Origin of the sequence: Niallia sp. M35, assembly GCF_050971705.1 — a bacterium.
Classification (GTDB): domain Bacteria; phylum Bacillota; class Bacilli; order Bacillales; family Cytobacillaceae; genus Niallia; species Niallia circulans_A.
On record NZ_JBPCEP010000003.1, the window covers coordinates 76,974 to 103,725 of the forward strand.

A 26,752-nucleotide genomic window follows, 5' to 3' on the forward strand; every position below is an offset into this window, starting at 1 on the left:
GAGAATAATATTAATAGGAATTGCTGGATAAGACGTTAAAGTAACGTGCATCTGGATGGGCAAATACCATTGCTGAAACAGATGCCTCTGGCTCCATCATACATTCTTCTGACAAGGTTATGCCAATATCTTCGGGTGACAATAAGCTGAACAATTTTTTCTGGTCTTCCAATTCAGGACAAGCTGGATATCCAAATGAAAATCTTTGTCCTTGATATTTTGCTGTAAAGCGATCCTTCATTGTAAAAGTTGCCGGGTCAGGGAATCCCCATCTATCTCTAATTTGACGATGAATTAATTCTGCTAACCCCTCAGCTGTTTCTAGTGCAAGGGATTGAAGGGCATGGGATTCAAGAAATCTTCCATCTCGTTTTAGCTGTTCTCCTGCTTCCCGTATACCAGTACCAGCTGTTACAGCAAAAAAAGCAACATAGTCCATCACTCCACTATCCACTGATTTTAGATAGTCTGCTAAGCATAAAAATGGTTCTCTTTCTTGTCTTGGAAAATCAAAGGTTTCGATTATTTTCGTTTTGTCTTTTGAATCATAGATATAGATATTGTTGCCATCTGATTGAGCAGGGAAGAAGCGATAAACCGCTTTTGGCAGTATCCAATTATTTTGTTCAGCCTCATTTAACAGTTGTTCAATCATATTATTTAATTGGACAGCTTTATCGTCTTTCTTTTCTAGCAAAACATCAATTTTTCCTTTAACTCCTAAATGGTGACCTAAGAGCATTTGTTTATTAATATATGGTTTAATATGACTAGTCGTATAAGTCGTTAATATATGTCTTTTGATATCTTGCGGGACAAAGACGGGAGCATCTGTGTTAACAGTTTTTCTTTTAATACCAGTGATAACAGGTTTTGTATATTCTTTTACAGGACTAGCTGAAAGTAATTGCTTTTTCTTTTCATGTTCCTGTTTAAGCAAATCGAATTCGTCTTTATTAGTCAGCTGATTTGCAAGAGATAAGCCATTCATAGCATCTTTTGCATATAACACTAATCCATCATATTCACGTGAAATTTTTGTGTCGGTAAATTTTCTTGATAATGCTGCTCCGCCTACTAAGATAGGAACTTCTATGCCAGCTTGTTTCATGTCTGCAGCTGTTAGTACCATCTGTTGTGCCGATTTGACAAGTAAGCCAGACAAGCCAACAATATTTGGTTGTTCCTTTTTAATAGCAGAAACTAAATCTGCTGGGGGAACTTTGATGCCGAGATCAATCACTTCATATCCGTTATTAGAGAGAATGATATCAACGAGATTTTTGCCGATATCATGAACATCTCCTTTAACAGTTGCTAAAATAACTTTCCCTTTAGTAGAGGTAGAAACATTTTTGTCCATATATCCTTCTAAAAAGGAAACAGCCGTTTTCATTACTTCTGCGCTTTGCAGCACTTCTGCGACAATTAGCTGATTATCATTAAATAAGCGGCCAACTTCCTTCATTCCATCCATAAGAGGACCATTAATAATATCTAGTGGGGCACTATATGTAGTAAGTGCAATGGCTAAATCAGCTATTAATCCTTCTTTAGTTCCTTCAACAACATAATAAGCTAACCGTTCATCTAATGTTAAATTTTCAAGTGAATTGATCTTTTCTTTTTTCTTATCTCGATAAAAGTCCGTAAAAATAGCCAACGTTTCATCTGTTGTTTCAAATAATAGCTTTTCAGCTAATTCAATTTCTTCTTTACTAATGGACGCAAATCTTTCCAATTTTTCTGTATTAACGATTGCGTAGTCAAGGCCTGCTTGTGTGCAGTGATAAAGAAAGACACTATTTAATATTTCTCGACCGACAGGAGGGAGACCAAAGGAAACATTGCTTATGCCAAGAATAGTTTGGACGTCCGGGCATGCTTGCTTTATTTCCTTAATTCCTTCAACTGTCGCTAATGCTGAGCCGATGTACTGTTCATCTCCCGTTCCTACAGGAAAGACAAGGGGATCAAATATTATGTCTTGACCATTAATTTGATATTTTTTCGTTAACAAATCATATGATCGCTTTGCTATTTGTAGTTTTTTCTCTACAGTAACTCCCATGCCATCTTCATCAATAGTTCCAACAACAACAGCGGCTCCATACTTATGGATGAGAGGGGCGATAGCTTGAAATCTTTCTTCGCCATCCTCCAGGTTAATACTATTAATGATTGCTTTTCCTTGTGAGTAGGAGAGTGCCTTTTCTATTACTTGTTCATCAGTTGAATCAATAACAAGTGGTACCTTGACTTTTTTTACAACTTCTTTCATGAAAAGCTCCATGTCTTGCATTTCATCTCTATCGGGATCTGCTAAGCAAATATCAATAACATGGGCTCCGCCTTTGACTTGAGCTCTGGCAATTTCTGATGCTTCTTCGTATTTTCCTTCTTTTATCAACCTTTTAAATTTTCTAGAACCAATAACATTTGTCCGTTCTCCAACCATAATTGGTCTTAATGTAGGATCATCATAAATAAAGGGCTCAATTCCAGAAACCATGTGAAAATTAGTTTCTGCAACTTTTCGCGGGGAGATTTCTTTCATTTTTTCGGCAATTGCACGAATATGCTCAGGTGTAGTACCACAGCAGCCTCCAACAATATTTAGCCAGCCTTCTTCTGCGAATCCAACGAGTTTATTGGCTAGAGAGGAGGCAGTTTCGTGATAGTTTCCTTCTTCATCAGGCAAGCCAGCATTAGGATAACAGCTAACAGCAAACTTAGACAGACTTGAAAGTGAGCGAATATGATCCTGCATAAACTCTGGGCCTGTTGCACAGTTTAAGCCAATAGCGATAGGATGCATATGTTCAACGGAAATGTAAAATGCTTCGATCGACTGTCCGGCAAGAGTAGTCCCCATTGGTTCAATCGTGCCAGAAATCATTAGCGGAAGTTCTTTCCCAGTTTTTGTAAATGCTTGTTTAATACCTAAAAATCCAGCTTTAACATTCAGCATATCCTGACTTGTTTCTAGAAGGAGAAGATCAACACCGCCGTCGATTAATCCTAATGCTTGCTCTTCGTAAGAAGAAATGAGTTCTTCGAATGTAGTGCCGCCAGTGACACTTAATGTTTTCGTTGTTGGGCCCATTGCACCAGCAATAAATCTTGGCCAATCAGGTGTAGAATATTTCCTGACTGCTTCTTTGGCAAGTTTTGCAGCTTTAACATTTAGCTGGTAAGCAATGTGTCCTAGATGATATTCATCTAGGACAATTTTAGTTGCACCAAATGTATTGGTTTCAATAATATCTGCTCCGGCATGGAGATAGGATTCATGAATTTTCGTGATAATATCTGGTCTTGTTAGATTAAGATTTTCATTGCATCCTTCTAATTCTTCTCCACCAAAATCGGCTGCCGTTAAGTTCTCTCGCTGGAGCATTGTTCCCATTGCGCCATCCATAATGATAATTTTTCGTTTAAGCTGTTCAGCTAATGAAGTTTGTTGCATCAGTTGTCCTCCTAAGTGCAGCAGTTCGTAATTTCGTATAGCGAGCTAATTCTACAGAAAGCTCATACCGCAAAAACGGTGTTATTAAGTAAATACCGTTAAAATAATTGGCTGCAGTGTCGATTAAAGATTTGGTGATTTTGAGACCTTGCTGTGCTGCTTGTACTGGGTTGTCTTTAAATTGTGCCATGGTGCGCCGAATGGAGTCATATATTTTTATGCCAGGAACCTCGTTGTGTAAAAACTCCGCATTGTTACTGCTTGTTAATGGCATTAAACCAATATAGATAGGTGTGTCAATGTGTTTTGTCGCTTCATATAATTCGATTATTTTTTGTTCGGAGTAAACAGGCTGGGTTATAATGTAATCAGCACCGCATTCTATTTTTTTCTCTAACCGTTTTACCGCTTTTTCTACCTGACGTACATTTGGATTAAATGCAGCTGAAACAGAAAATGTCGTTTTTTGTCCTAGATTTTTCCCAGAGAAAGAGAGACCTTCATTTAATTGCTTAATCATCGAAATTAAGTCAAATGAAGTCATATCATAGACAGAAGAAGCACCAGGAAAATCCCCAACTCGAGCTGGATCTCCTGTAATAGCTAGGACATCATGAATTCCTAATGTATGTAGTCCCATTAAGTGAGACTGTAAACCAATTATATTACGATCCCGACAAGCAATATGAACGAGAGGGCGAAGCCCAATGTTTTGCTTTACTAATGTAGCAATTGCTGTATTGGAAATCCGTGCAGAGGCTAAACTGTTGTCTGCAAGTGTTAATGCATCTATATCTTCTTCTTTAAGTTTTTTTGCACCTTCAAAGAAGCGCGTCGTATCTAGTTTTCTTGGAGGATCTAATTCCACAATAACAGAAGCTCTGGTTTTTACAATTTCCTCCAAAGGGGTGTAATCCCTAGGGGGAGGGGAATGCTCCAATATAGAATCAACAACAGCCTTATTAGTTTCAATTGTTTTTTCTGTAATAGGAGAGGCATCCTTCAACACTTTTGCGAAATTTCTGATATGTTCAGGTGTTGTTCCACAGCAGCCTCCTAAAAGTCGAACGCCTTGCTTTCTAAATTCTTCTGCTGATCTTTGGAAATATTCCGCATTGTCTTTATATTCGAATTTTCCGTCAATATAACTTGGTAAACTAGCATTTGGAAAGGCAGATAAGTATGCATTCCTCGGTAATGGTATTTGTTCAAGTGAAGCAATCATATGGTGTGGTCCCAATCTGCAATTCAACCCAATAATATCAGCACCTAAATTCTCTAATCTATCGAAAGCAGAAGCAAGGGATATTTGGTTTTGTAAAATCCCTATTTCGTGTATGGAAAGCTGGGCTAGGACTGGAATATCTGTTTCTTTTTTCGTAATTTCCAGGACTGTTTCGAGTTCCTCCAAATCATAAAATGTTTCCAAAAGAATGCCGTCGACATCTTCTAATAACAAGCAGTAAAGCTGTTCACGGAAACTGCGCTTCAACTCTTCTAAACTAATAGCTTGAGGCTTCATTCCTCTATTTCCACCAATTGTACCAAGTACATTTACATTTTTATTTTCCACGGCTTTTTTGGCAATTTTTACGGCTGCGCTGTTTATTTCCTTCACGTTATCTTCTAATCCGTATCTTTGTAATTTTAAATAGTTGGCAGCATATGTATTGGTTTGGATAATATCTGCGCCGGCATGGATATATGCTTGATGAACCTGCTCAATCTGTTCAGGGTGAGAAAGGTTTAAAGATTCAAAGCATGTATCTTTTCCATAAGAATAGAGGAGGGTGCCCATAGCACCATCACCAATTAAGATTTCATTTTTTAGCCTATCGAGAAAGTTCATTGTAAGCCTCCAGTTAAATAAAATGTAACTCTGCTGTCTTCTTAAGAGCTATATCAAAGTCATTGATTAAATCTAGTGGATTTTCTAATCCAACGGATAAACGTAGAAGGGAATCTGTAATTCCCCGTTCTGCTCTAGCTAAAGGATTCATCGCAGCATGAGACATTTTTGCTGGATAGGATAGAATCGATTCAACCGCACCAAGACTAACGGCGAATACAGGCAGTTTTACATTCTCTACAAAAGTACGCATTGCTTCTTCTGAATATAACTCAAAGGAGAAAACCGCGCCTGGATTTAGCGCTTGTTTTCTTTGGATCGCATATTGAGGGTGGTCTTCGAATCCTGGATAATGCACTTTTTTTATTAATGGGTGGTTTTGCAAATGCTCTGCGATCACTCTTGCCCCTTCACTTGAATGCTTCATCCGAACATGCAAGGTCTTTATTCCTCTAAGGAGTAGCCAGCAATCCTGAACACCAAGAACTGCGCCAAACGAATTTTGTAAATAACCAATTTGCTTTGCGAGCTCTGCATCTTTAACTACTGCTACTCCAGCGATTACATCGCTATGACCAGATAAGAACTTAGTAGCACTATGAAGTACAACATCCGCACCTAGCGTTAATGGTTTTTGTAAGGCTGGTGTTAAAAACGTATTATCCACGAAAGTAAGTGCACTGTATTTTTTGGCAAGTAAGCTAATTGCTTCAATATCTGTTACTTTTAATAAAGGATTGGAAGGAGTTTCTACATAAAGCACTTTTGTGTTTGGTAAAATAGCTGCTTCAACTTCTTCTAGATTCGTCATATCTACAAAGGTATGATCGATTCCAAATCGGTTCAATACGGTCGTCACCATACGATATGTTCCACCATATACATCTTCAGAAATAACGACATGATCACCTTGTGATAATAATAGAAAAGCAGTTGAAATTGCAGCCATTCCAGAAGAGAAGGCAAAGCCATGCGTTCCTTCTTCTAATTCTGCCACCACTTCTTCTAGTGCTTCTCTTGTCGGATTTAAGCTTCTGCTATAATCATATTTTCCAAATTCATCAATATCCTTTTGGTGAAAGGTGGAAGCGTGCTGAATTGGCACGCTGACAGCTCCAGTGTCTGGATCGAATTTATGTTTATTATGAAGCAATTTTGTTTCAAATGTATATGATGTTGTCATATTGTTACCTCCTGTGCAATTCCCTTTGCAATAGAGAAAGCTTTATCTAGATCTTTGATTAAATCATTTGCATTTTCAATACCAACTGAAAAACGTAATAGTCGATTATCGACACCAGTTTCTAATCTGACTTCTAGTGGAATATCTGCATGAGTTTGAGTGGCAGGATATGTAATAAAACTTTCCACCCCTCCAAGACTTTCGGCAAATGAGATTAACGTTAAGCTTTGCAAAAATGGATTTACCCAAGATTCACTTTGGATTCTAAACGAGATCATTCCGCCACGACCAGGGTAGAGGACATCTACAACAGCCTCATGTTTTTGCAGAAAAGTAGACAGTATTTTCGCATTCTCTTCATGTTTTTCCATTCTTAACGCCAGTGTTTTCATTCCTCTCATCAATAACCAAGAATCAAAGGGACTTAAAACAGCTCCAGCAGAATTATGGTGTAAGGCGAGCTCATTACAAAGCTCTTCTCCTTTTGCAACAATAAGACCAGCAAGAACGTCATTATGCCCACCTAAATATTTTGTTGCACTGTGGATAACGATATCAGCACCTAAACGGATCGGCTGTTGGATAATAGGAGTATAAAATGTATTGTCAACAATAAGCAGAATATTGTGTTCTTTTGCGATGGAAGCAATCACAGAAATATCCGTTTGTTCCATTAAAGGATTCGTAGGAGTTTCAAGGAAGATTGCTTTTGTTTTTGAGGAGATGGCCGCACGCACAGCATCTGTATCTGAAGTATTAACGTACGTACATCGAAGGCCCCATTTTTTATAACCTTGTTCTAATAGACGGTATGTGCCGCCATATAAATCTTTAGAAATAATCCATTCATCACCGCTTTGAAAAAGGGAAAGGATTGTTTGAATTGCTGCCATTCCTGAACTACACGCAAAGCCGCGGTCGCCTTCTTCTAATTCGGCAATAGCATTTTCTAATATTTCTCGTGTAGGATTTCCTGTCCGTGTATAATCATAGCCAGTCGACTCTCCAATACCTGTGTGACGATAGGCAGTGGAAAAATAAACGGGCGGATTAACTGCACCAGTAGTTGTTTCACTTCTATTACCAATTTGCGCTAACTTTGTTTCTAAACTATACATTCTATAACTCTCCTATTCTCATATTTGGAATTTTTATGTAATCAAAACAAATCAAGAAGTGGTCAAGAAAAATGACATGAAAAAAGTCTTCTTCGTTATAAGAAGAAGACTTTGATTATTAATGGTCATTCTTCTTATCTTTCAAGCTTAAATGCTTGATGGAATTAGCACCTTTTCAGTATGTAAAAATACTGAAGGTTGCTGAGGTTTCGCTGGGCCATTCCCTCTACCTCTCTTGATAAGAATTACTTATGTAATTGACTATTAATTTACTATATATTTCGTTTGTTGGCAAGAAATATTTTGTTATTTCTGAAAAGAAACTATATTCTACCTATTGTAATAAAGGTGAATATATCATCACATTTCTTCGATAAGCTGGTACACATCAACATCTAACTCGTAATCTGGATTTGTTTTCGTATAGATAGTTGCTTTTTTTGTTTTTTCATTTACATTCTGGATAATGATCTTTTCTCCTTGATAACTAACATCTACCATATCTGCAGCATTCATAATTTCAATCGCACGTCCAATATTCATTGATCGACCTCCTAAACTTACCAAAAACTCTCTATTTAATGAAAAGTAATTAACGATTGTTCATATAGATAATTATATCTTCATGATCACTTCGATTCTTTCGTATGAATGTACTAAATCTGTTGTCAGGGCTGATAGTTATCCGAAAGGTTTCTAACATTATAATGGCTCATTCCATCAATTATATGCCTTATTTTTTTCTTCTCATCAAATTTTAATGTTACTTTCATGCTTTTTTACAAAAAGAGGTATACCATAAGTTTTATTCACTTAAGCACATTAGAAAAGTTTTTTAACTTATAAAGTTAACAGAAAAAGTGCTTACTATATGTATTAATGGGGAATGGAATAATAATTCTCCATACTTTAATGCAAAAGTTCAATTCAAAGGAGAGATGAAACATGCATTTTCTTCGCATTGCGATGATTGTTTTTAGTTCCATAACTGCAGCGTCTTTATTCGGATTTCAATTTGTAGAAATGGCACATGCTATTATGGATTCAATGTTTTCGAAGCAAAATTAAAGATTACGGGGTAAATTTTGTATATCAAGCTTCTAACATGATAAAATAATCATATCTTTAGGCAGGTTAAAGCAGTTTTGTTGAAATTTCCTTTCATTATAAATCAAATTTCAACATTCCGCTTGTAACATTGCTTATGTAAAATAGAGAGCGTGGTATAATGAAAAAAATTTTGATTATAGAAGACGAAAAAAATTTATCGAGATTTATCGAGTTAGAATTAACATATGAAGGATATAAAACAGAGGTTTGCTCAGATGGTAGAAGCGGTCTTCAAAAGGCACTAGAGGAAGATTGGGATATTATCTTATTAGATTTAATGCTGCCTGAATTAAATGGCATTGAAGTATGTAGAAGACTCCGTCAAACAAAAAACACCCCAATATTAATGATAACTGCACGGGATAGCGTTTTAGATCGAGTTTCTGGATTAGATAGTGGCGCAGACGATTATTTGGTTAAGCCATTTGCGATTGAAGAACTGCTTGCTAGATTACGTGCATTATTTCGCCGTATAGAGCCACAAACAAATACTTCCAATCAAATTATGACAAAGTTGACTTATAAAGATATTACACTGGAGGTGGAATCACATATCGCCAAAAAAGGAGAAGAGATTCTGTCCTTAACCAAAAGAGAGTATGATTTGCTTTATATGTTCATGACCAATATTAATATTGTCTTATCAAGAGATATATTATTAGAAAAAATCTGGGGCTATGAATCAGAAGTAGAAACAAACGTAATCGATGTATATGTTAGGTATTTAAGGAATAAGCTTGATCCATCTGGACAAGAAGTATATATCGAAACGGTCAGAGGGATAGGATATGTGATGAGATGAAATGGATAAAAAAAATATCTCTTTTACCTTGGAAATGGAAATTAACGCTTGGATTATCATTTAGTATTTTTTTAACTTATTCTATTTTTTCCTTTTTTGAATTTCACACTGTTTCTTCTTGGTTATTAAATCAGGAAGAAACAGATGTAAAACAAACAATGAATCAAGTTGTTAAACAATTGAACCTGCAAGAAAAGCATCCTACAGACGAAGAAATCACTGCAAATGTCACTTTATTAGAAAAACTCAATAACGATAACCAGCTTATTCGTATTTTAGATAAAAATGGACAAGCCATCCTTGCAGATATGAATGGAGATTTCCCAATTATTGAGCCAAATCAAATATATAATGATGAACAGTTTCATTATATTTCAATTGGAGATCATAATTCATTAGTTTATAGTAAGGAAATTAAGACAAAAGCATTTAATGGCAGAGTAGAAATTATTCGTTCCCTGGAATCCTTAGATAAAGTGAGAGAACACTTATGGTTTGCCATGACAATGTTTGCAATTGCTGCACTAATTATCAGTGCCCTTATTGGTTATTTTATTTCCTATTTATTATTACGACCAATTAATTCGATGACAAAAACAATGAAAAAAATTAAAAACAGTGGTTTTAAGGAAAGGATGCCAGTCTATCCTCAAAAGGACGAAATCGCTGATTTATCTCATATTTTCAATGAGATGATGGATGTGATTGAACAATCCTTTCAGCAGCAAAAACAATTTATTGAAGACGCTTCCCATGAATTGAGAACACCGGTTTCTGTCTTAGAGGGTCATCTTTCCATGCTGAATAGATGGGGGAAGAATAATCAAGATATATTAGAAGAGTCACTCCAAACATCAACTGAAGAAGTTGCTCGACTAAAAAAACTAATTATCAGTTTATTAGACTTATCCAAATTAGAGCAAAATAGAATGGAGTCAGATTTAACGCCAGAGAGGGTAAAGTGGATTTTTGAGCATACTATTCGTGATTTTGTAATGCTTCATGATGATTTTACTTTCGAGGTAAAGCTTGACTCTCTCCATCTTTATGAGGTATCTGAACAACATTTGCAGCAAATAACTACTATATTACTTGATAATGCGGTGAAATATTCTGTACATGAAAAAAATATTTTTCTGCATACGTATGAAACAGGCAACCATTTTATCCTAGAAATTACCGATCATGGAATTGGAATACCGAAAGAACATCTTGAAAAAGTATTTGATCGGTTTTATCGAGTAGATAAAGCTAGGAGTAGAGAACAAGGTGGAACAGGACTTGGATTAGCCATCGCAAAGCAAATTGTAAGCTTATATAATGGGTCAATTGAAATTAAAAGTAAGGTTGGTCAAGGAACAAAAGTAATTGTTCGCTTTAATATATAGTTACTACTAAAGAAAAAGGGGGAAGATGAGCAGGGCGCCGAATATAGCCTGAGCGAAGCGCCTGCAATTTCTTTTGAAGTATTCATATTAAGAGCAACTAACTAAGCCAGACAAACAGATGAAACAATGTTTGTCTGGCTTTTTTTATCCAAGTTAATTATATTTCACATTCTTTTCCTTTGTCATGTAAAATTTTATGCTGCATAAGATTACTAGTAAGATTGTTTTTTTTCTGAAGATAAGGCCGATAAAAAATATTTTTAATTTTTTTACCATAAAAATGTGTAAAACTTTTGAAGCTGTAATTAAACCATGATAGAATAGAAATGTAAACGTTTTAAAAAAGTTTTTTCACTACAAGGTGTAAAGCGCAATAACAAAGGGAAGATAAAAAAGATAATTAAAGTGGTGGAGGGAAATTTTCATGGAGAAGCCATCTGATGGTACAGTCTCATACCAACCAAGATTTTATGGGCCGAATTTAGGGCTTGTAATGGAGCTTTATGAGAAATACGTTCAAGATCCAAATTCAGTTGATGAAGAAATGAAAAGGCATTTTGATCAATGGGGACCCCCGATTGATAATCAAGAGAAAACTAACACGAATCATTTATCTCTACAATCCGAAGTTCAAGTTGAAAAAATTATTGCAGCAGTAACATTAGTGAATAAGATAAGAGCCTATGGACATTTGGCGGCTGATATTTATCCATTAAAGGATCATAAGAGAGAGTATGAGTTATTTGATTTAGCTCGTTTTGATTTAACGAAAGAAGATTTAGAAAAGATTCCAGCCCGTTTAATTTGTCTAGATGCTCCTAACCATATATCAAATGGCTATGAAGCGGTTCAATATTTAAAAGAAATTTATACAAAGACCATTGCATTTGAATACTATCATGTTAATGATATTAAAGAAAAAAACTGGCTGCAGTCTAAAGTAGAATCAGGGAGCTTAAAACCAGCATGTCATAGAGAGTTAAAAAGAAAGCTTCTAAAAAGGGTAATAGAAGTAGAAGAATTTGAAAGTTTTTTACATAGAACATATGTCGGTCAAAAGAGATTTTCGATTGAAGGTCTTGATACAATGGTCCCGATGATAGATAAGATTATATCTGAATCTGTAGTAAATGGTGCTCAAAATATTAATATAGGAATGGCGCATAGAGGGCGATTAAATGTGTTAGCACATGTATTAGAAAAGCCTTATGAAATGATATTTGCAGAATTTCAGCATGCTCCTAATAAACAGTTGGTACCATCTGAAGGGTCCATAGGTATTAGCTTTGGCTGGACTGGGGATGTAAAATACCATTTAGGCTTAGATCGACAAATTAAATCAAATAATGTTTCAAATGTTCGGCTGACTCTTGCAAATAATCCAAGTCATCTTGAGTTTGTAGGTGCAGTAGTAGAAGGATTTACTAGAGCGTCACAGGATGACAGAACAAAACCTGGGTTTCCAGAGGAAGATTCTACTAAATCACTAGCTATTCTAATCCACGGAGATGCTGCTTTTCCTGGGCAAGGAATTGTTTCGGAGACTTTAAATTTAACAGGATTAAAGGGTTATCGAACAGGTGGAACGATCCATATTATTGCTAACAATACAATTGGATTTACAACAGAATCTAGTGATTCGAGATCTACTAGATATGCTAGTGATCTTGCAAAAGGATTTGAGATTCCAATAATCCATGTTAATGCAGATGATCCAGAAGCATGTATAAAAGCTGCAAAACTAGCTATCGAATACAGAGAGAAGTTTAAGAAGGACTTTTTAATCGATTTAATTGGCTATAGAAGATATGGTCATAATGAAATGGATGAACCAATGACGACAAATCCATTAATGTACAAGTTAATTCACGAACATCCAACTATTACTAAGCTGTACGGGGAAAAGCTAGTTGCGGAGGATGTGATAAAAGAAGAAGAAATCCAAGCTTTGAAAGAAGAAGTTACAAGAAAACTTAAAGAAGCACATGATAGAGTACCGAAGAAAAATGAAGATCCGGTTATTACTAATCCGCCTAATTCTGTGGAGCGACAATTGCCGAATGTTAATACGGCTGTTCCGATTGATCAATTAAAACATATAAATAATGAGTTGCTTTCCTATCCATCTCAATTTCAAGTTTTTGATAAATTAGGAAAAGTTTTAAAGCGGAGAAATGCTGCATTGGAAGGGGAAGGTAAAATCGATTGGTCTTTAGCGGAAACATTGGCTTTTGCAACGATTTTAGAAGACGGAACACCAATCCGACTTTCTGGGCAGGATTCGGAACGTGGTACGTTTGCTCATCGTAATATTATTTTACATGACTATGTAACTGGCAACCAGTATTCACCTTTACATACCTTATCTAAAGCGAAAGCATCATTTGCTGTTCATAACAGTCCGTTGTCTGAAGGTTCTGTATTAGGATTTGAGTACGGTTACAATGTTCATGCTCCCGAAACACTTGTGTTATGGGAAGCGCAATTTGGTGATTTTGCTAATGCAGCACAAGTAATGTTTGACCAATTTATTGCAGCTGGCAGAGCGAAATGGGGACAAAAATCTGGTTTAGTTATGCTTTTGCCACATGGTTATGAAGGACAGGGACCAGAGCATTCAAGTGCAAGATTGGAGCGATTCTTAATTTTAGCAGCTGAAAATAACTGGACTGTTGCAAACTTATCATCATCTGCTCAGTACTTTCATATTTTAAGAAGACAGGCAGCAATTTTAAACAAAGAAGAAGTACGACCTTTAGTTATTATGACACCAAAAAGCTTACTGCGTAATGCTGATGTTGCTTCTAATGGATTAGAATTCAGTGAAGGTGCTTTTCATTCTGTTTTGGAAGTAGATAATACTGGTGAAAATGACAATGTTGTTACACGCTTAGTTCTATCTACAGGTAAAATTTCGATTGACTTATATCAAGCACACAAAAAGCTTGAAAATGGAGAAGCAATCCATCTTGCAAGAGTTGAAGAAATTTATCCTTTCCCAGAAGAGAGGCTAACAGAAATTATTCAACGCTATCCAAATTTAAAAGAGGTAGTATGGGTGCAAGAAGAACCAAAGAATATGGGAGCATGGAGCTTTATGGAACCAAGAATTAGAAAGCTAATTTCCAATTCTATTTCCTTACAATATGTTGGTAGAAGAAGAAGATCTAGTCCTGCTGAAGGGGATCCAATTGTTCATCGTAAAGATCAAGCAAGAATCATAAATGAAGCATTGACTATGGAATGAATTGAGGGGGAAAATTAAAATGGCAGAGATTAAGGTACCAGAATTAGCTGAATCAATCACCGAAGGAACTGTAGCGCAATGGTTAAAGAAAACAGGGGAATATGTGGAAAAGGGCGACTATATTGTTGAATTGGAAACAGATAAAGTAAATGTGGAAATTATATCAGAAGAAAGTGGAATCATTCAAGAATTAAAAGCAAATGAAGGAGATACTGTTCAAGTTGGTGAAACAATTGCGATAGTAAATGCAGAAGGAGCTGCTGAAGAACCACAGACAGCAGAAGAAAAAAAAGTTGAAAAGGTTGAACCAGAAACTCCAAGTGCAGAAGAGCCAAAAGAACAAAAAGAAGAACTAGTTAATAAACAACATCCAATTGCTTCACCTGCTGCTCGCAAGCTGGCAAGAGAGCGAGGAATCGATTTAACAGCAGTCCAAACGAATGATCCATTAGGAAGAGTAAGAGCCCAAGATGTTGCAGCACATGATCAAAAGGCGGCTTCATCAGTTTCACCACAGTCAGCCCAAACGCCGAAAGTGGAAAAGGAAGCACCTGCTGTAGAATCAGATAATCGAGTGGAAAGAGTGAGAATGACAAGAAGAAGACAAACGATCGCTAATCGATTATTAGAGGTTAAACAAAATACGGCAATGCTAACTACTTTTAATGAAGTTGATATGACTAATATTATGGCATTAAGAAATCGTAGAAAAGATGCATTTCAAAAAGAGAATGATGTGAAGCTTGGCTTTATGTCTTTCTTTACAAAAGCTGTCGTAGCAGCTCTAAAGAAAGCACCATTATTAAATGCTGAAATCCAAGGTGACCAAATTGTCTTAAAAAAATATTATGATATTGGTATTGCTGTATCAACAGATGAAGGGCTTGTGGTACCAGTCTTAAGAGATGCTGACCGTAAAAACTTCGCTGAAATAGAAAGTGAAATATTAGACTTTGCAAGTAAAGCAAGAAGTAACAAACTATCTTTAAGCGATTTACAGGGTGGGACATTTACTATTACAAACGGCGGTGTTTTTGGCTCCTTGTTATCTACTCCAATTCTTAATGGACCGCAGGTCGGTATACTTGGAATGCATAAAATCCAGCTGCGGCCTGTAGCGATCGATGCAGAGAAAATGGAAAATCGACCAATGATGTATTTGGCTCTTTCTTATGATCACCGTATCATTGATGGGAAAGAAGCAGTTACATTCCTAGCAAGAATAAAAGATCTACTAGAAGATCCTGAGTCCCTATTGTTTGAAGCTTAATTACTTTGCTAAATATAGATACAGGGAGTTTCTACTACCGGAAACTCCCTGTATCTTTTTATAATAGAATAGTATTTGAAATCGCACAAAAAGTGTTGATTCGAACCAATAGCTAAGGAGTTTTCTGGATGAGAAACATGTCTAGGAGGCTTTGCTAAAAGAAGAAATAAATCATTATATGGTAGAAAATTTTCCGTGTCTGACAGAAGAAGCTTGGGTACATGGAAAATTATACGATGGAAACATTGATTATCCATTTTTAATATTAGCTGATCATAAAAAGTGTATGGAGAACTATATGCTGTACCATTTGCGGATTTGTTGATTTTAGATGGATTTGCTGACCATTACCAAAACGGCATTGATAATTTATATGTCCGAAAGATCGTTACTGTTCATCAAAAAGAAATTACTGGGGAGGCATTTACTTATGTTTGCAATAAACCAGAAATGCTCAAAAAGGAAATTACAGGAGGCAGATGAAGAGCATATCGAAACAAAAATTAAATATAATGTTACACTAATATAATATTTTTTTGGGTTTAAGGGACAGTTTAGCTGTGGTATAGAATAGTAACTACATCTTAGAAAGAAGGTCATAAAATGTATATTCAAGAACATAAAAACTTTTATGTCATCAAATATAATCATACATCGTATTATGCATTGGATTTCAAACGCTTGGATTGGATTAATGGCAAATGCTACATGACTTTTTTACAAGTAGATACAGGAAAATGGTTTACATTTGAAAGAAATAAGATAATGTGGATGGAAAAGGAACTACAGAATTTAGTTTCATAATGAGAATCTATTGCACTATGTATCGGTTTCCCTTTATACTAGGATAGTACTAGAATGAAAGGAGCAATAAAATGATACATGAAAACTGGGAAAAGAAACCATCTGTTAAAAAAGTAAAATGTATACATACCGATGCAAACAAATACATTGTTAATAGAGTGTTAACAGTAGGGAAAGAGTATGAAGTAAAGAACGAGACAGAGGAATTTTACTTTGTTGTAGATAACTCTGGTAAAATTGGCGGTTTTTACAAAGACTATTTTCAAACAATATAAGAATATAAGATGTCTTTTATGATAGAAAAGTTATGGATCTTTAGTGGATGAATGGATTAATAGAAATCCTTTGATGATCATAACGATTCTTTTCATTAGACATCTTTTTTTATTATAATTATAATTCTGATTTGATATTATTGAATTGTTAAGGGAATGAATAATAATGAACTATATATTTGTTGGGATTGGCGGTGTGATTGGGAGCATTTTGCGGTATATTGTAGGACAAATTCCTTTTGTCTATGATTTTCCCTTGCAAACATTGGGAATAAATATTGCTGGTTCCTTTATGCTAGGATGGTTTACAAGTGCCATTATAAAAAGACAAAAGCTAAAATCAGAGTATGCCGCAGCCATTGGAACAGGCATGATTGGTTCTTTTACTACCTTATCAACTTTCAGTATGGATACAGTCCATTTGTTAATTGATGGTAGTGATCTGCTCGCTATTTGTTACGTTGTTGGTAGTGCTGTTATCGGAATTAGCTTTGCGTATGTAGGAATGAAAATTGGAGAAAGAAAGTGGAGCAAATCAAATGGTTAGTAATCTTTTATTGATTGGAGTTGGCGGTTTTATTGGCGCTATTTCTCGTTACTTTTTTATAAATGAACTAAAAAAAATAATGGAAGCGTTTATCCCAATCCCGACCATGATTGTCAATATAGGCGGGTCGTTTCTACTTGGATTAATCGTTGGAATGGATGTGACTGCCAGTGTTTATTTTATTTTAGCAATTGGCTTTTTAGGAGCATTTACAACCTTCTCTACTTTTGCTGTTGAGGCAGTAACATTATATCGAGAAAAGAGAAGAATGGGGTTATATATATACATATTAGGGACATTCTTAGGGGGAATTTTATTCTGTTTTGCAGGGTGGAACGTTGGTCTCCATTTATAAAAGAAACATTTATTATCTAAAAAAAGGACAAATTTCACGCGTGGCTTAATGCTTTATCACGTAAAATTTGTCCTTTATTACTTATTTGTCTGTAGCTACCTTTGTATTACTAGGTTGAGGTGGATATAGTTTTCTTCCGATTAAAGACTGGAAGATAAGGAAAGTTCCACCGACTGTCCAATATAGTGGTAGAGCTGCTGGAGCATTTAAAGACACTATTACAATCATAATAGGAGAAATCAATCCTATTTTACTCATTTGCTTTTGTTGTTCTTGTGTCATGGTACTTTGCGATACTCTAAATTGTAAATAATAAACAATACCTGCTAACGCGGTTAGAATTAAATCTGACTGTCCTAAATTAAACCATAAAAAGGAGTGGCTAGCTATTTCTTGAGAACCACGTATTGCATAATAGAATCCCATTAAAATCGGCATTTGAATCAGCATTGGTAAACATCCAATATTAAGTGGGTTAATATTATTTTTTTTGTAAAGATCCATCATTTCCATTTGCAGTTTTTGCTGTTCTTTTTGATCTTTAGTGGCCTTAATCTTTTTCTGAATTGCTTCCATTTCAGGTTTAATTGTATCCATTTTGGATTTCATTAATTGTTGTTTTTTATATTGCTTCAGCATTAAAGGCATTAAGACAAGTCGAATTACTAAAGTGATCAGAATAATCGCAAGGCCGTAGCTTCCAGCAAATACATCTGCTGTTCCGTGAATAATTGCCGTGAATGGTTCAACAAATATTTTATGGAAAAATCCATCATTATTTCCGCTTGCTGATGAAGAACAAGCACTCAGTAAAATAGTTGATAAACCTAATAGCATGATTAATAATGTATTTTTTGATAATTTTTTCATTGTAATTCCTCCAAATTGTTAATTAAATACTAGCTAACAAAGGAGGTAATTGGTTTCTCTGGATCATCATGTGAACTCTCTATTCTTTTACGGATATTTTTAACAATCCAGTGCAAAATAGGAGTATTATATTTTTGAACATTCATATTTATCGTTGTAATGGAAACATCTAATGACAACCTTTGATCTGTTGCAAAGAATTCTTGCTGAACCGTTGTCTTAATGTTCCAATCCCATAAATATTTCAGTACTAGACCTACTAAAAATGTATAGTAAACCGTTTGATAACTAGGAAAAAACGTTAAGTCTAATAATAAATCAATCATTTATACACCTCATTATTAGTGAACAAATAAAATTATATCGAAACTAGGGCTGAAAAGCAATTAACAACTAGAGATAAAGGTCAAGATTACAAATATTAAGTATATTTTATGACATTTTTTAATGCTGAATGATAAAAGATATTACCCTTCAAGAGGTACTATTTGCATAAAATCAGGAATAATTAAGTATTTACAATAGGAAAAAATAAAATGAATGGTATAATAAATGATAGTTTTAATATAAATCAAGGTGTTTTCTTATAGGATGTTTTTAATAAGTTCTGTAAAAATTAAGGGGGGATTTAATGAAAGCTCTAATTAATATTGATTACACTTTTGACTTCGTAGAAGGCAATCTACCATGTGGTGAACCAGGCATTGCAATTGAGAATGAAATAGTAAAAATTACGAAGAATTTTATCGATAATGATGATTTAACTGTATTTGCAATTGATTTGCATACATTAAATGATCCATATCATCCAGAATCAAGGCTATTTCCACCTCATAATATTGCTGAATCAAGAGGAAGAGATTTATATGGAACACTTCAAAAGACTTATGAAGATCACAAAGATTTAACCAATGTGTATTGGATGGATAAAACTAGATACAGTGCTTTTGCAGGCACCGATTTACATATAAAATTGCAAGAGAGATCCATCAAAGATATTTATCTAGTTGGCGTTTGTACAGATATATGTGTGCTACATACTGCTGTAGATGCTTATAATCTTGGTTATAATATTCATATATATGAAAATGCCGTTGCTTCATTTAATGAAATTGGCCATCAATGGGCATTGGAACATTTTAAAAATGTACTAGGGGCTACTATCCTTTAGTCGTTTAGGGGTTGCAGGAGGACTATAATGAGTTTTAATTTTAAAGATGACAGTTTAATGTTACATACGGACTTATATCAAATTAATATGGCTGAAACTTACTGGGAGGATGGCATTGCTGAAAAGAATGCTGTTTTTGAAGTGTATTTTAGAAAATTACCTTTTAATAATGGCTATGCTGTTTTCGCTGGTTTAGAGCGAGTGATTCAATATCTAGAGAATCTGCAATTTTCTGAAGGGGATATTGAGTATTTAAGACAAGAAGGCTTTAAAGAAGACTTCCTAGCTTATTTGAAAGATCTGCGTTTTACTGGAAGTCTACGGTCAGCAGCAGAAGGAGAAGTGGTTTTCGCAAATGAACCATTAATGAGAATTGAAGCACCACTTGCGCAAGCACAAATTGTCGAAACGGCCATCTTAAACATTGTGAATTACCAAACATTAATTGCAACGAAAGCTTCCAGAATTAAAAATGTTATTGGTGATGGAATCGTAATGGAGTTTGGAAGTAGACGTGCACATGAACTAGATGCAGCACTATGGGGAACAAGAGCTGCTTTTATCGGTGGTTTTAATTCCACCTCAAATGTCAGAGCGGGTAAATTATTCGGTATTCCGATTTCTGGAACGCATGCTCATTCTATGATTCAAGCCTATCATGATGAGTATATAGCTTTTCATAAATATGCGCGAAGACATAAGGAGTGCGTTTTTTTGGTAGACACATATGATACTTTGCGGTCAGGCGTCCCTAATGCTATTCGTGTTGCAAAGGAATTAGGCGATAGCATAAACTTCCGAGGGATTCGCTTGGATAGCGGTGATTTAGCTTATTTATCAAAAGAAGCAAGAAAAATGCTAGATGAAGCAGGTTTCTATGATACAAAAATAGTTGCAAGTAATGATCTAGATGAATACACGATAATTAACTTAAAAGCACAAGGGGCAAAAATAGATATTTGGGGAATAGGAACCAAATTAATTACAGCATATGATCAGCCAGCACTTGGGGGCGTATATAAGCTTGTATCTATTGAAGATGAAGAAGGCAACATGCAAGATACGATTAAAATTAGCGGGAATCCAGAAAAAGTGACTACACCTGGGTTAAAAAGGGTATATCGAATTATAAATGATATAAATGGTAAATCAGAAGGGGATTATATTTGTTTAGAATCCGAACATCCTGAAAACGAAGAACGCTTAAAGATGTTTCATCCAACCCATACGTATATAAGCAAATTTGTGACTAATTTTACTGCAGTAGATATCCATCAAGATATTTTTAAGGATGGTAAGTTAATATATGCAACCCCTGATATCATGAGCATTCAAAAGTACTCAGAGCAAAGCTTAGAAATACTTTGGGATGAATATAAGCGTTCCTTAAATCCTGAGGAATATCCTGTAGATTTAAGCCCATTATGCTGGGAAAATAAAATGAGTCATATAGAAAAGGTCAAAGTATCTATTCAAAATCGCAAATGAGGAGGAAATAGCATGCGAGATTTACAAGAAAGAATTATGAAGGATTTAAATGTACAACCTGAAATTAATCCAAAACAAGAAATTGAAAAAAGAGTTCAATTTTTAAAGGATTACGCTAAAAAAGCGAAAGCAAAAGGATTTGTTTTGGGAATTAGTGGTGGCCAAGATTCATCTTTAGCAGGAAGACTGGCACAATTAGCAGTAGAAGAATTACGTGCAGAAGGCTATAATGCAACTTTTGTAGCTGTAAGATTGCCATATGGAGTTCAAGCAGATGAAGTAGATGCAAAACGTGCATTGGAATTTATAAAAGCGGATAAGGAATATGTATTTAATATTAAAAATCCTGTTGACGACGTGAAAACTGTTTATGATGACATGAGTGACACGCCATTAGCTGATTATCATAAGGGAAATGTAAAAGCTAGAATGCGAATGATTGCACAATATGCAATTGGCGGACAAGAAAATTTACTAGTGATAGGTACTGATCATGCTGCCGAAGCTGTTACAGGATTCTTTACAAAGTATGGAGATGGCGGTGCGGATGTTCTACCATTAACAGGATTATCAAAAAGACAAGGAAAACAATTATTAAAAGAGTTGAATGCAGAAGAGGCTCTTTATTTGAAAGTGCCAACTGCCGATTTATTAGATAATAAACCAGGGCAAGCAGATGAAACCGAACTTGGTATTACTTATGACCAATTAGATGATTATTTAGAAGGAAAAGAAGTTACACAAGATGTGGCAGAGAAGATTGAAGCTCGGTACTTATTGACAGAGCATAAGAGACAAGTACCTGCATCAATGTTTGATGAATGGTGGAAAGAATAGTAGAAAAGAAAAAGAGACCGATAAATTAATTGTCGGTCTCTTTTTCTTGGCAATTTTCTCTCTTAAATTAATGACACAGCACAAACATGTACCAATAATTAACATACTCTATAATGTAAGTACAAAATATGTAAATGTTGTTTAACAATATTTTGTACGAAAAAAATTATAGGAGGGAAATAAATGATTAAAATTCTAGGTTTAGACGTAGAAGTTACACTCTTAAATATCCCTATATCCTTTGAATCTGAATTATCTGTAGGCTGCAAGAAGAAGTCATGTTGTCCACACAAACCACCAAAACCGCCATATCCGCCATACCCCCCATACGCTAATCGTGATGCTTAAATAGGAGAATAGCTAGTAAGAGGCATTGATATCACATTGTGAATTAATGCCTCTTATCTATGTTTTTAAATCTTTACATCATTCTATTTAAAATAGCAGTCGCAAAATCAACTGATTCTTGTGTAGGTGGTTCGATGTCTTTTAAAGGATATTCTAATCCGAGCGTCTCCCATTTATATACACCTAACTTATGATAGGGGAGTATATCAATTTTTTCTACATTTTCAAGTTTTGCAATGAAATCACTTAGTCTCGTTAAATCTTCTTCTGTATCATTAATTGTAGGTACTAAAACATGTCTTACCCAAATAGGGATTTTCTTATTTGATAAATAGGTTGCAAAATCTAAAATATGATCATTTCCCATACCAGTTAATTTAATATGTTTTTTACGGTCGATATGTTTTAAATCAAGCAAGACTAAATCAGTATATTGCATTAATTCATCTAATTGTGCTTGGAAAGAAGGGGCTTTTGAGTAACAACCACCAGAAGAGTCAATCGTTGTATGAATACCAAGTTTTTTACACTCTTTAAATAATTCTATTAAAAATGGTATTTGTAATAAAGGTTCCCCGCCACTTACAGTAATACCACCACCAGATGGTTCGATAAAAGGAAGGTATGTTTTTAAATCATTGATAATGTCCATAACAGACATTTGCTTTCCTGTACCAATTTCCCAAGTGTCTGCATTATGACAAAATTGGCAGCGAAGTAAGCAGCCTTGGGTAAACACTACATAGCGAATGCCTGGGCCATCTACTGTTCCAAATGTTTCTATTGAATGTATATTGCCGTTCATGATTATTTTCCTCCTTATAATAAACCCACAATCCAGTATAGTAGTAGCACTGTAAGAAGAGGGGGAGAGGGAATAAGAAAATCCCTCAGCCCAGTCTTTAAGAATTACATGGATTCATGGAAAGTACGACTAATAACGTCTTGTTGTTGCTCACGAGTTAATTTGATAAAGTTAACTGCATATCCAGATACACGAATAGTTAATTGCGGGTATAATTCTGGATGTTCCATAGCATCTAATAATGTTTCTCTATTAAATACGTTAACATTTAAGTGGTGCCCAGCTTTTGTTGCATAGCCATCTAAAATTGATACTAAGTTATTTGCACGAATATCTTCTTCTTTACCTAAAGCTTTTGGCACAATGGAGAAGGTATTCGAAATACCATCTAATGAATAATCGTAAGGTAACTTAGCAACAGAAGATAGAGATGCTAAAGTTCCTTTTGTATCACGGCCATGCATAGGGTTAGCTCCTGGAGCAAAAGGTTCCCCTGCACGACGGCCGTCTGGAGTATTACCTGTTTTCTTACCATATACAACGTTAGAAGTGATGGTTAAGATAGACATAGTATGCATAGAATTGCGATATGTTTGATGTTTACGTAGTTTTTTCATAAAGCTTTCAACTATCTCAACTGCAATACTATCCACTGCATCATCGTTGTTACCGTATTTAGGGAAATCTCCTTCCATTTCGAAATCTACAGCAAGACCGTTTTCGTCTCTAATAACTTTAACTTTTCCATGTTTTATGGCACTTAATGAGTCTGTAACTACGCTTAATCCTGCAATACCTGTAGCCATTGTCCGAAGAATCTCTGTGTCATGAAGAGCCATTTCAATTCTTTCATAGCTGTATTTGTCATGCATATAATGGATAACATTTAATGTGTTGATATAGAGGCCAGCTAACCATTCCATCATATTATCAAATTTTTCGGTAACCTCTTTATAGTCTAGGTATTCAGAAGTGATTGGTTCAAATTTAGGTCCAACCTGGATTTTTAATTTCTCATCTTTACCACCATTAATTGCATATAATAAACATTTAGCAAGGTTGGCACGAGCTCCAAAGAACTGCATTTGTTTACCAATTTCCATTGCTGATACACAACATGCGATTCCGTAATCATCGCCCCATTGAGGTTTCATAATATCATCATTTTCATATTGGATTGCACTTGTTTGAATCGACATTTGCGCACAGAATTTTTTAAAGTTGTCTGGTAACTGTGTAGACCATAGAACAGTTAAGTTTGGCTCCGGTGCAGGTCCTAAGTTATCTAAAGTATGAAGGAAACGGAAAGAGTTCTTTGTTACTAAAGGTCTACCGTCATTAGCCATACCGCCAATTGATTCGGTTACCCAAGTAGGGTCGCCGCTGAATAATTCATTATAGTCAGGTGTACGAGCAAATTTTACCAGGCGTAACTTCATAATAAAGTGATCCACTATTTCTTGTACTTCTTTTTCTGTTAATGTGCCATTTTCTAAGTCTCTTTCTACATAAATATCTAAGAAGGTAGATACACGCCCTAAGCTCATTGCAGCACCGTTTTGTTCTTTTATTGCTGCAAGGTAGGCAAGATAAACCCATTGGAATGCTTCTTGGGCATTTGCTGCTGGTCGTGATAAATCAAAGCCATAGCTTGCACCTAATTCTTTTAATTCATGTAGAGCACGAATTTGTTCAGAAAGTTCTTCTCTTAATCGGATTGTTTCTTCTGTCATAACAGAACTTGTTGCTTTTTTGTCTTTTTGTTTTTCATTAATTAAGAAATCGACACCATAAAGTGCAACGCGACGATAGTCACCAATAATTCTTCCACGACCATATGCATCAGGAAGACCTGTAATGATTGCAGCTTTTCTAGCTAATCTCATTTCATCTGTATAAGCATCAAAAACTCCTGCGTTATGGGTTTTACGATGTTCAGTAAAGAATTTCACTAATTCTTCATCCGCTTTATAGCCGTATGATTCACAAGCTTGAACAGCCATTCTAATACCGCCGTTAGGTTGGAAAGAGCGTTTGAAAGGTTCATCTGTTTGTACACCGACGATTTTTTCTTTTGTTTTATCTAAATAGCCAGGGCCGTGAGAGGTAATGGTTGATACGATATCAGTATCTAAATCATAAACACCGCCTCGTTCTCTTTCTAGTTTACTTAATTCCATTACTTGTTCCCATAATTGTGTAGTTTCTAATGTAGGACCTGATAAGAAAGCAGAATCTCCATAATATGGTTTAAAGTTTTTCAGGATGAAATCACGAACATTTACTTCTTTCTGCCAAGATCCATTTTTAAAGCCTTCCCAATAATTAGTTGTTTCAACTTTTTCCATTATAATCACCTCATGATTTAATAAAATATATAACAGAAAGCTTTTTTCTTTCTGTTTTAACTATAACAGATAATATGTGAGAACAATCACAATAATTGTGTACATCTTGCGAATTTTCTGTGTCGTATATGTGAACTCTAATAATACCAAGGGTTTATAGAGGTGGTTTTAAAAGGGTAAAAGAAGAAGGTTGGAAAATATCTTTTATATCTGTTATATAAATTTATGATTTTTTCTCTATTCTGTTATACAATAGGGTAAGTATTCATCGTGGAGGAAAGAGAAAGGAAGTGGAGATGTTTTCCTTGTAATAGAATATTGCTATTCATTTTGTCCATACTATTGGAAAGTAATAAAGCTATTTACATAAAAATTTTTGAAAAAAGTTCCGTTTCTTTTCTTCCATATATAAGGTAAGATTAATTTTAGGTCTCTAATACTAGAATTAACATAAGCGAAATGTATGAGGTGTAAATATGTCAATCAGAAAAAAAGAAATCTTGATCAATATAGCGAAGATACTACTGCCGATTGTTATATTTATCATCGTTTTAAGAGAAATTAAAAACATGATTGTATCAGCGGATATAAACCAATTATATGAATATTTACAGACTATCCCATTTCATAGTTTGTTTTACATTGCAATAGGCGGATTCATGGCGACTCTTCCCATGTTTTTTTATGATTTTTTTCTTGTAAGGCATTTAAAGAAGCGTGTTCCAATTGTAGAAGTAGGTAAATATTCATTTATTAGTAATTCTTTTTCAAATTTAATTGGTTTTGGTGGTTTAATTGGTATTGCCTTACGAAATTTCTTTTATAAAAGATATGAAAAAGACCGAAAAAAACTATTTAAAGGGATTGCGGTAGTAACGATATTTTATTTATCTGGTATTAGCTTATTGTCTTGGATTGCTATTCTTTATAGTAGAAGACTGAATTTAATGGAAGATCATTTTTGGATATTTGCAGCCATTATTATAGTAGGATTAATATTTCCAGTGCTCCTCGTAAGTTATCAGAAAGCCAAGCAGCATAACTTTGTCTTTGACCAAAATCAGATAGTTGGTTTGATAATTGTTTCTCTGTTGGAATGGATATTTTTATTTGCATATTTATATTCTATCGCTAGAATAATAGCATTGCCAGTTTCTATTGGGGATTTTTTCTTGCTTTTCTTAGTTGCTGCTTGTACTGGAATAATCAGTATGATACCTGGTGGGATGGGTTCTTTTGAATTAGTATTTTTATGGGGGATTGAATCTTTAGGGATTGAATCAGAACAAATGTTGATAGTCCTATTTTTATATCGGATTGGATATTATCTTCTACCATTTTTATTGGCAGCTTTTTTATTTATAATAGAAATTGGAAAAAACATTAAGAAAAATGCGGCAGCCTATTTAAAGGCTTTTTCAAGTGAATAATCTATATGTTTAGCAATAAAAGTATACTTGAATAATGA

Annotated in this window: 24 protein-coding genes and 1 riboswitch; of the genes, 15 read left to right on the forward strand and 9 right to left on the reverse strand. The window is 34.9% G+C overall.

Annotation, left to right across the window (positions count from 1 at the left end):
* Window positions 1–10: 10 nt before the first annotated feature.
* The 5 genes from metH to NiCM35_RS04295 all read right to left on the reverse strand — a co-directional run bounded on the left by metH (window position 11) and on the right by NiCM35_RS04295 (window position 8,162).
* On the reverse strand, window positions 11–3,469 hold the full coding sequence (metH, locus tag NiCM35_RS04275; RefSeq protein ID WP_433778737.1) for a methionine synthase: 3,459 nt from the start codon (window positions 3,467–3,469) through the stop codon (window positions 11–13).
* Complete coding sequence (locus NiCM35_RS04280) at window positions 3,447–5,318, reverse strand: bifunctional homocysteine S-methyltransferase/methylenetetrahydrofolate reductase (RefSeq protein WP_433778739.1); 1,872 nt, start codon at window positions 5,316–5,318, stop codon at window positions 3,447–3,449. Before NiCM35_RS04280 ends, metH begins: the two co-directional genes overlap by 23 nt.
* 13 nt (window positions 5,319–5,331) lie before the next feature.
* Window positions 5,332–6,501 carry a cystathionine beta-lyase gene (gene metC, locus NiCM35_RS04285; RefSeq protein ID WP_163186891.1) on the reverse strand — a complete coding sequence of 390 codons (1,170 nt, stop codon included), beginning with the start codon at window positions 6,499–6,501 and terminating at the stop codon, window positions 5,332–5,334.
* A complete protein-coding gene (locus NiCM35_RS04290) occupies window positions 6,498–7,619 on the reverse strand; it encodes a methionine biosynthesis PLP-dependent protein (RefSeq protein WP_095328736.1) in 1,122 nt (373 codons plus the stop codon). The genes metC and NiCM35_RS04290 overlap by 4 nt, the downstream gene beginning before the upstream one ends.
* Before the next feature lie 131 nt (window positions 7,620–7,750).
* Window positions 7,751–7,864, reverse strand: a riboswitch (SAM riboswitch).
* Between the two features lie 115 nt (window positions 7,865–7,979).
* A complete protein-coding gene (locus tag NiCM35_RS04295; protein WP_095328737.1) occupies window positions 7,980–8,162 on the reverse strand; it encodes an H-type small acid-soluble spore protein in 183 nt (60 codons plus the stop codon).
* Window positions 8,163–8,564: 402 nt separating this feature from the next.
* Between NiCM35_RS04295 and NiCM35_RS04300 the strand changes: the two genes are divergently transcribed.
* From NiCM35_RS04300 to NiCM35_RS04345, 10 genes are all read left to right on the forward strand, one after another.
* Window positions 8,565–8,687, forward strand: coding sequence for a hypothetical protein (locus NiCM35_RS04300; protein ID WP_268877103.1), 123 nt, complete (start codon window positions 8,565–8,567; stop codon window positions 8,685–8,687).
* Between the two features lie 160 nt (window positions 8,688–8,847).
* Entirely contained in the window at window positions 8,848–9,531 is a 684-nt protein-coding gene (locus tag NiCM35_RS04305; RefSeq protein ID WP_123257663.1) for a response regulator transcription factor, read from the forward strand.
* Entirely contained in the window at window positions 9,528–10,919 is a 1,392-nt protein-coding gene (locus tag NiCM35_RS04310; protein WP_095328739.1) for a HAMP domain-containing sensor histidine kinase, read from the forward strand. Before NiCM35_RS04305 ends, NiCM35_RS04310 begins: the two co-directional genes overlap by 4 nt.
* A gap of 424 nt (window positions 10,920–11,343) precedes the next feature.
* Window positions 11,344–14,166, forward strand: coding sequence for a 2-oxoglutarate dehydrogenase E1 component (locus NiCM35_RS04315; RefSeq protein ID WP_433778743.1), 2,823 nt, complete (start codon window positions 11,344–11,346; stop codon window positions 14,164–14,166).
* Window positions 14,167–14,185: 19 nt separating this feature from the next.
* Window positions 14,186–15,436: a 2-oxoglutarate dehydrogenase complex dihydrolipoyllysine-residue succinyltransferase gene (gene odhB, locus NiCM35_RS04320; RefSeq protein WP_095328741.1), complete on the forward strand. Its 1,251-nt coding sequence runs from the start codon at window positions 14,186–14,188 to the stop codon at window positions 15,434–15,436.
* 282 nt (window positions 15,437–15,718) lie between these two features.
* Window positions 15,719–15,919, forward strand: coding sequence for a gamma-glutamylcyclotransferase (locus NiCM35_RS04325; RefSeq protein WP_123259431.1), 201 nt, complete (start codon window positions 15,719–15,721; stop codon window positions 15,917–15,919).
* Window positions 15,920–16,039: 120 nt separating this feature from the next.
* A complete protein-coding gene (locus NiCM35_RS04330) occupies window positions 16,040–16,240 on the forward strand; it encodes a hypothetical protein (protein WP_095328742.1) in 201 nt (66 codons plus the stop codon).
* Between the two features lie 71 nt (window positions 16,241–16,311).
* Window positions 16,312–16,515: a DUF6501 family protein gene (locus NiCM35_RS04335; RefSeq protein WP_095328743.1), complete on the forward strand. Its 204-nt coding sequence runs from the start codon at window positions 16,312–16,314 to the stop codon at window positions 16,513–16,515.
* A 166-nt stretch (window positions 16,516–16,681) separates the two neighbouring features.
* Window positions 16,682–17,062, forward strand: a complete 381-nt coding sequence (locus NiCM35_RS04340) for a fluoride efflux transporter FluC (protein ID WP_163186887.1) — start codon at window positions 16,682–16,684, stop codon at window positions 17,060–17,062.
* Window positions 17,055–17,417 carry a fluoride efflux transporter FluC gene (locus NiCM35_RS04345; RefSeq protein WP_433778746.1) on the forward strand — a complete coding sequence of 121 codons (363 nt, stop codon included), beginning with the start codon at window positions 17,055–17,057 and terminating at the stop codon, window positions 17,415–17,417. Before NiCM35_RS04340 ends, NiCM35_RS04345 begins: the two co-directional genes overlap by 8 nt.
* 81 nt (window positions 17,418–17,498) lie before the next feature.
* On the opposite strand, the gene yidC is transcribed toward NiCM35_RS04345, so the two are convergent.
* Entirely contained in the window at window positions 17,499–18,287 is a 789-nt protein-coding gene (yidC, locus tag NiCM35_RS04350) for a membrane protein insertase YidC (RefSeq protein WP_095328746.1), read from the reverse strand.
* Window positions 18,288–18,316: 29 nt separating this feature from the next.
* Window positions 18,317–18,613, reverse strand: coding sequence for a hypothetical protein (locus NiCM35_RS04355; protein WP_095328747.1), 297 nt, complete (start codon window positions 18,611–18,613; stop codon window positions 18,317–18,319).
* A 305-nt stretch (window positions 18,614–18,918) separates the two neighbouring features.
* On the opposite strand from NiCM35_RS04355, the gene NiCM35_RS04360 reads away from it, so the two are divergent.
* The 4 genes from NiCM35_RS04360 (at window position 18,919) to NiCM35_RS04375 (ending at window position 22,131) form a co-directional block, all read left to right on the forward strand.
* Window positions 18,919–19,458 (forward strand): cysteine hydrolase family protein, encoded by a 540-nt coding sequence (locus NiCM35_RS04360; RefSeq protein ID WP_123257666.1) that lies wholly within the window; start codon window positions 18,919–18,921, stop codon window positions 19,456–19,458.
* Window positions 19,459–19,485: 27 nt separating this feature from the next.
* Window positions 19,486–20,946, forward strand: a complete 1,461-nt coding sequence (locus NiCM35_RS04365; RefSeq protein WP_123259429.1) for a nicotinate phosphoribosyltransferase — start codon at window positions 19,486–19,488, stop codon at window positions 20,944–20,946.
* Between the two features lie 12 nt (window positions 20,947–20,958).
* A complete protein-coding gene (gene nadE / locus NiCM35_RS04370) occupies window positions 20,959–21,783 on the forward strand; it encodes an NAD(+) synthase (RefSeq protein WP_095328750.1) in 825 nt (274 codons plus the stop codon).
* 183 nt (window positions 21,784–21,966) lie between these two features.
* On the forward strand, window positions 21,967–22,131 hold the full coding sequence (locus NiCM35_RS04375) for a hypothetical protein (RefSeq protein ID WP_163186885.1): 165 nt from the start codon (window positions 21,967–21,969) through the stop codon (window positions 22,129–22,131).
* Window positions 22,132–22,204: 73 nt separating this feature from the next.
* On the opposite strand, the gene pflA is transcribed toward NiCM35_RS04375, so the two are convergent.
* Together pflA and pflB are read right to left on the reverse strand one after the other, a co-directional pair.
* Entirely contained in the window at window positions 22,205–22,936 is a 732-nt protein-coding gene (pflA, locus tag NiCM35_RS04380) for a pyruvate formate-lyase-activating protein (RefSeq protein WP_095328751.1), read from the reverse strand.
* A gap of 104 nt (window positions 22,937–23,040) precedes the next feature.
* Window positions 23,041–25,284: a formate C-acetyltransferase gene (gene pflB / locus NiCM35_RS04385; RefSeq protein ID WP_095328752.1), complete on the reverse strand. Its 2,244-nt coding sequence runs from the start codon at window positions 25,282–25,284 to the stop codon at window positions 23,041–23,043.
* Between the two features lie 476 nt (window positions 25,285–25,760).
* On the opposite strand from pflB, the gene NiCM35_RS04390 reads away from it, so the two are divergent.
* Window positions 25,761–26,714, forward strand: coding sequence for a lysylphosphatidylglycerol synthase domain-containing protein (locus NiCM35_RS04390; RefSeq protein WP_095328753.1), 954 nt, complete (start codon window positions 25,761–25,763; stop codon window positions 26,712–26,714).
* Window positions 26,715–26,752 lie beyond the last annotated feature (38 nt).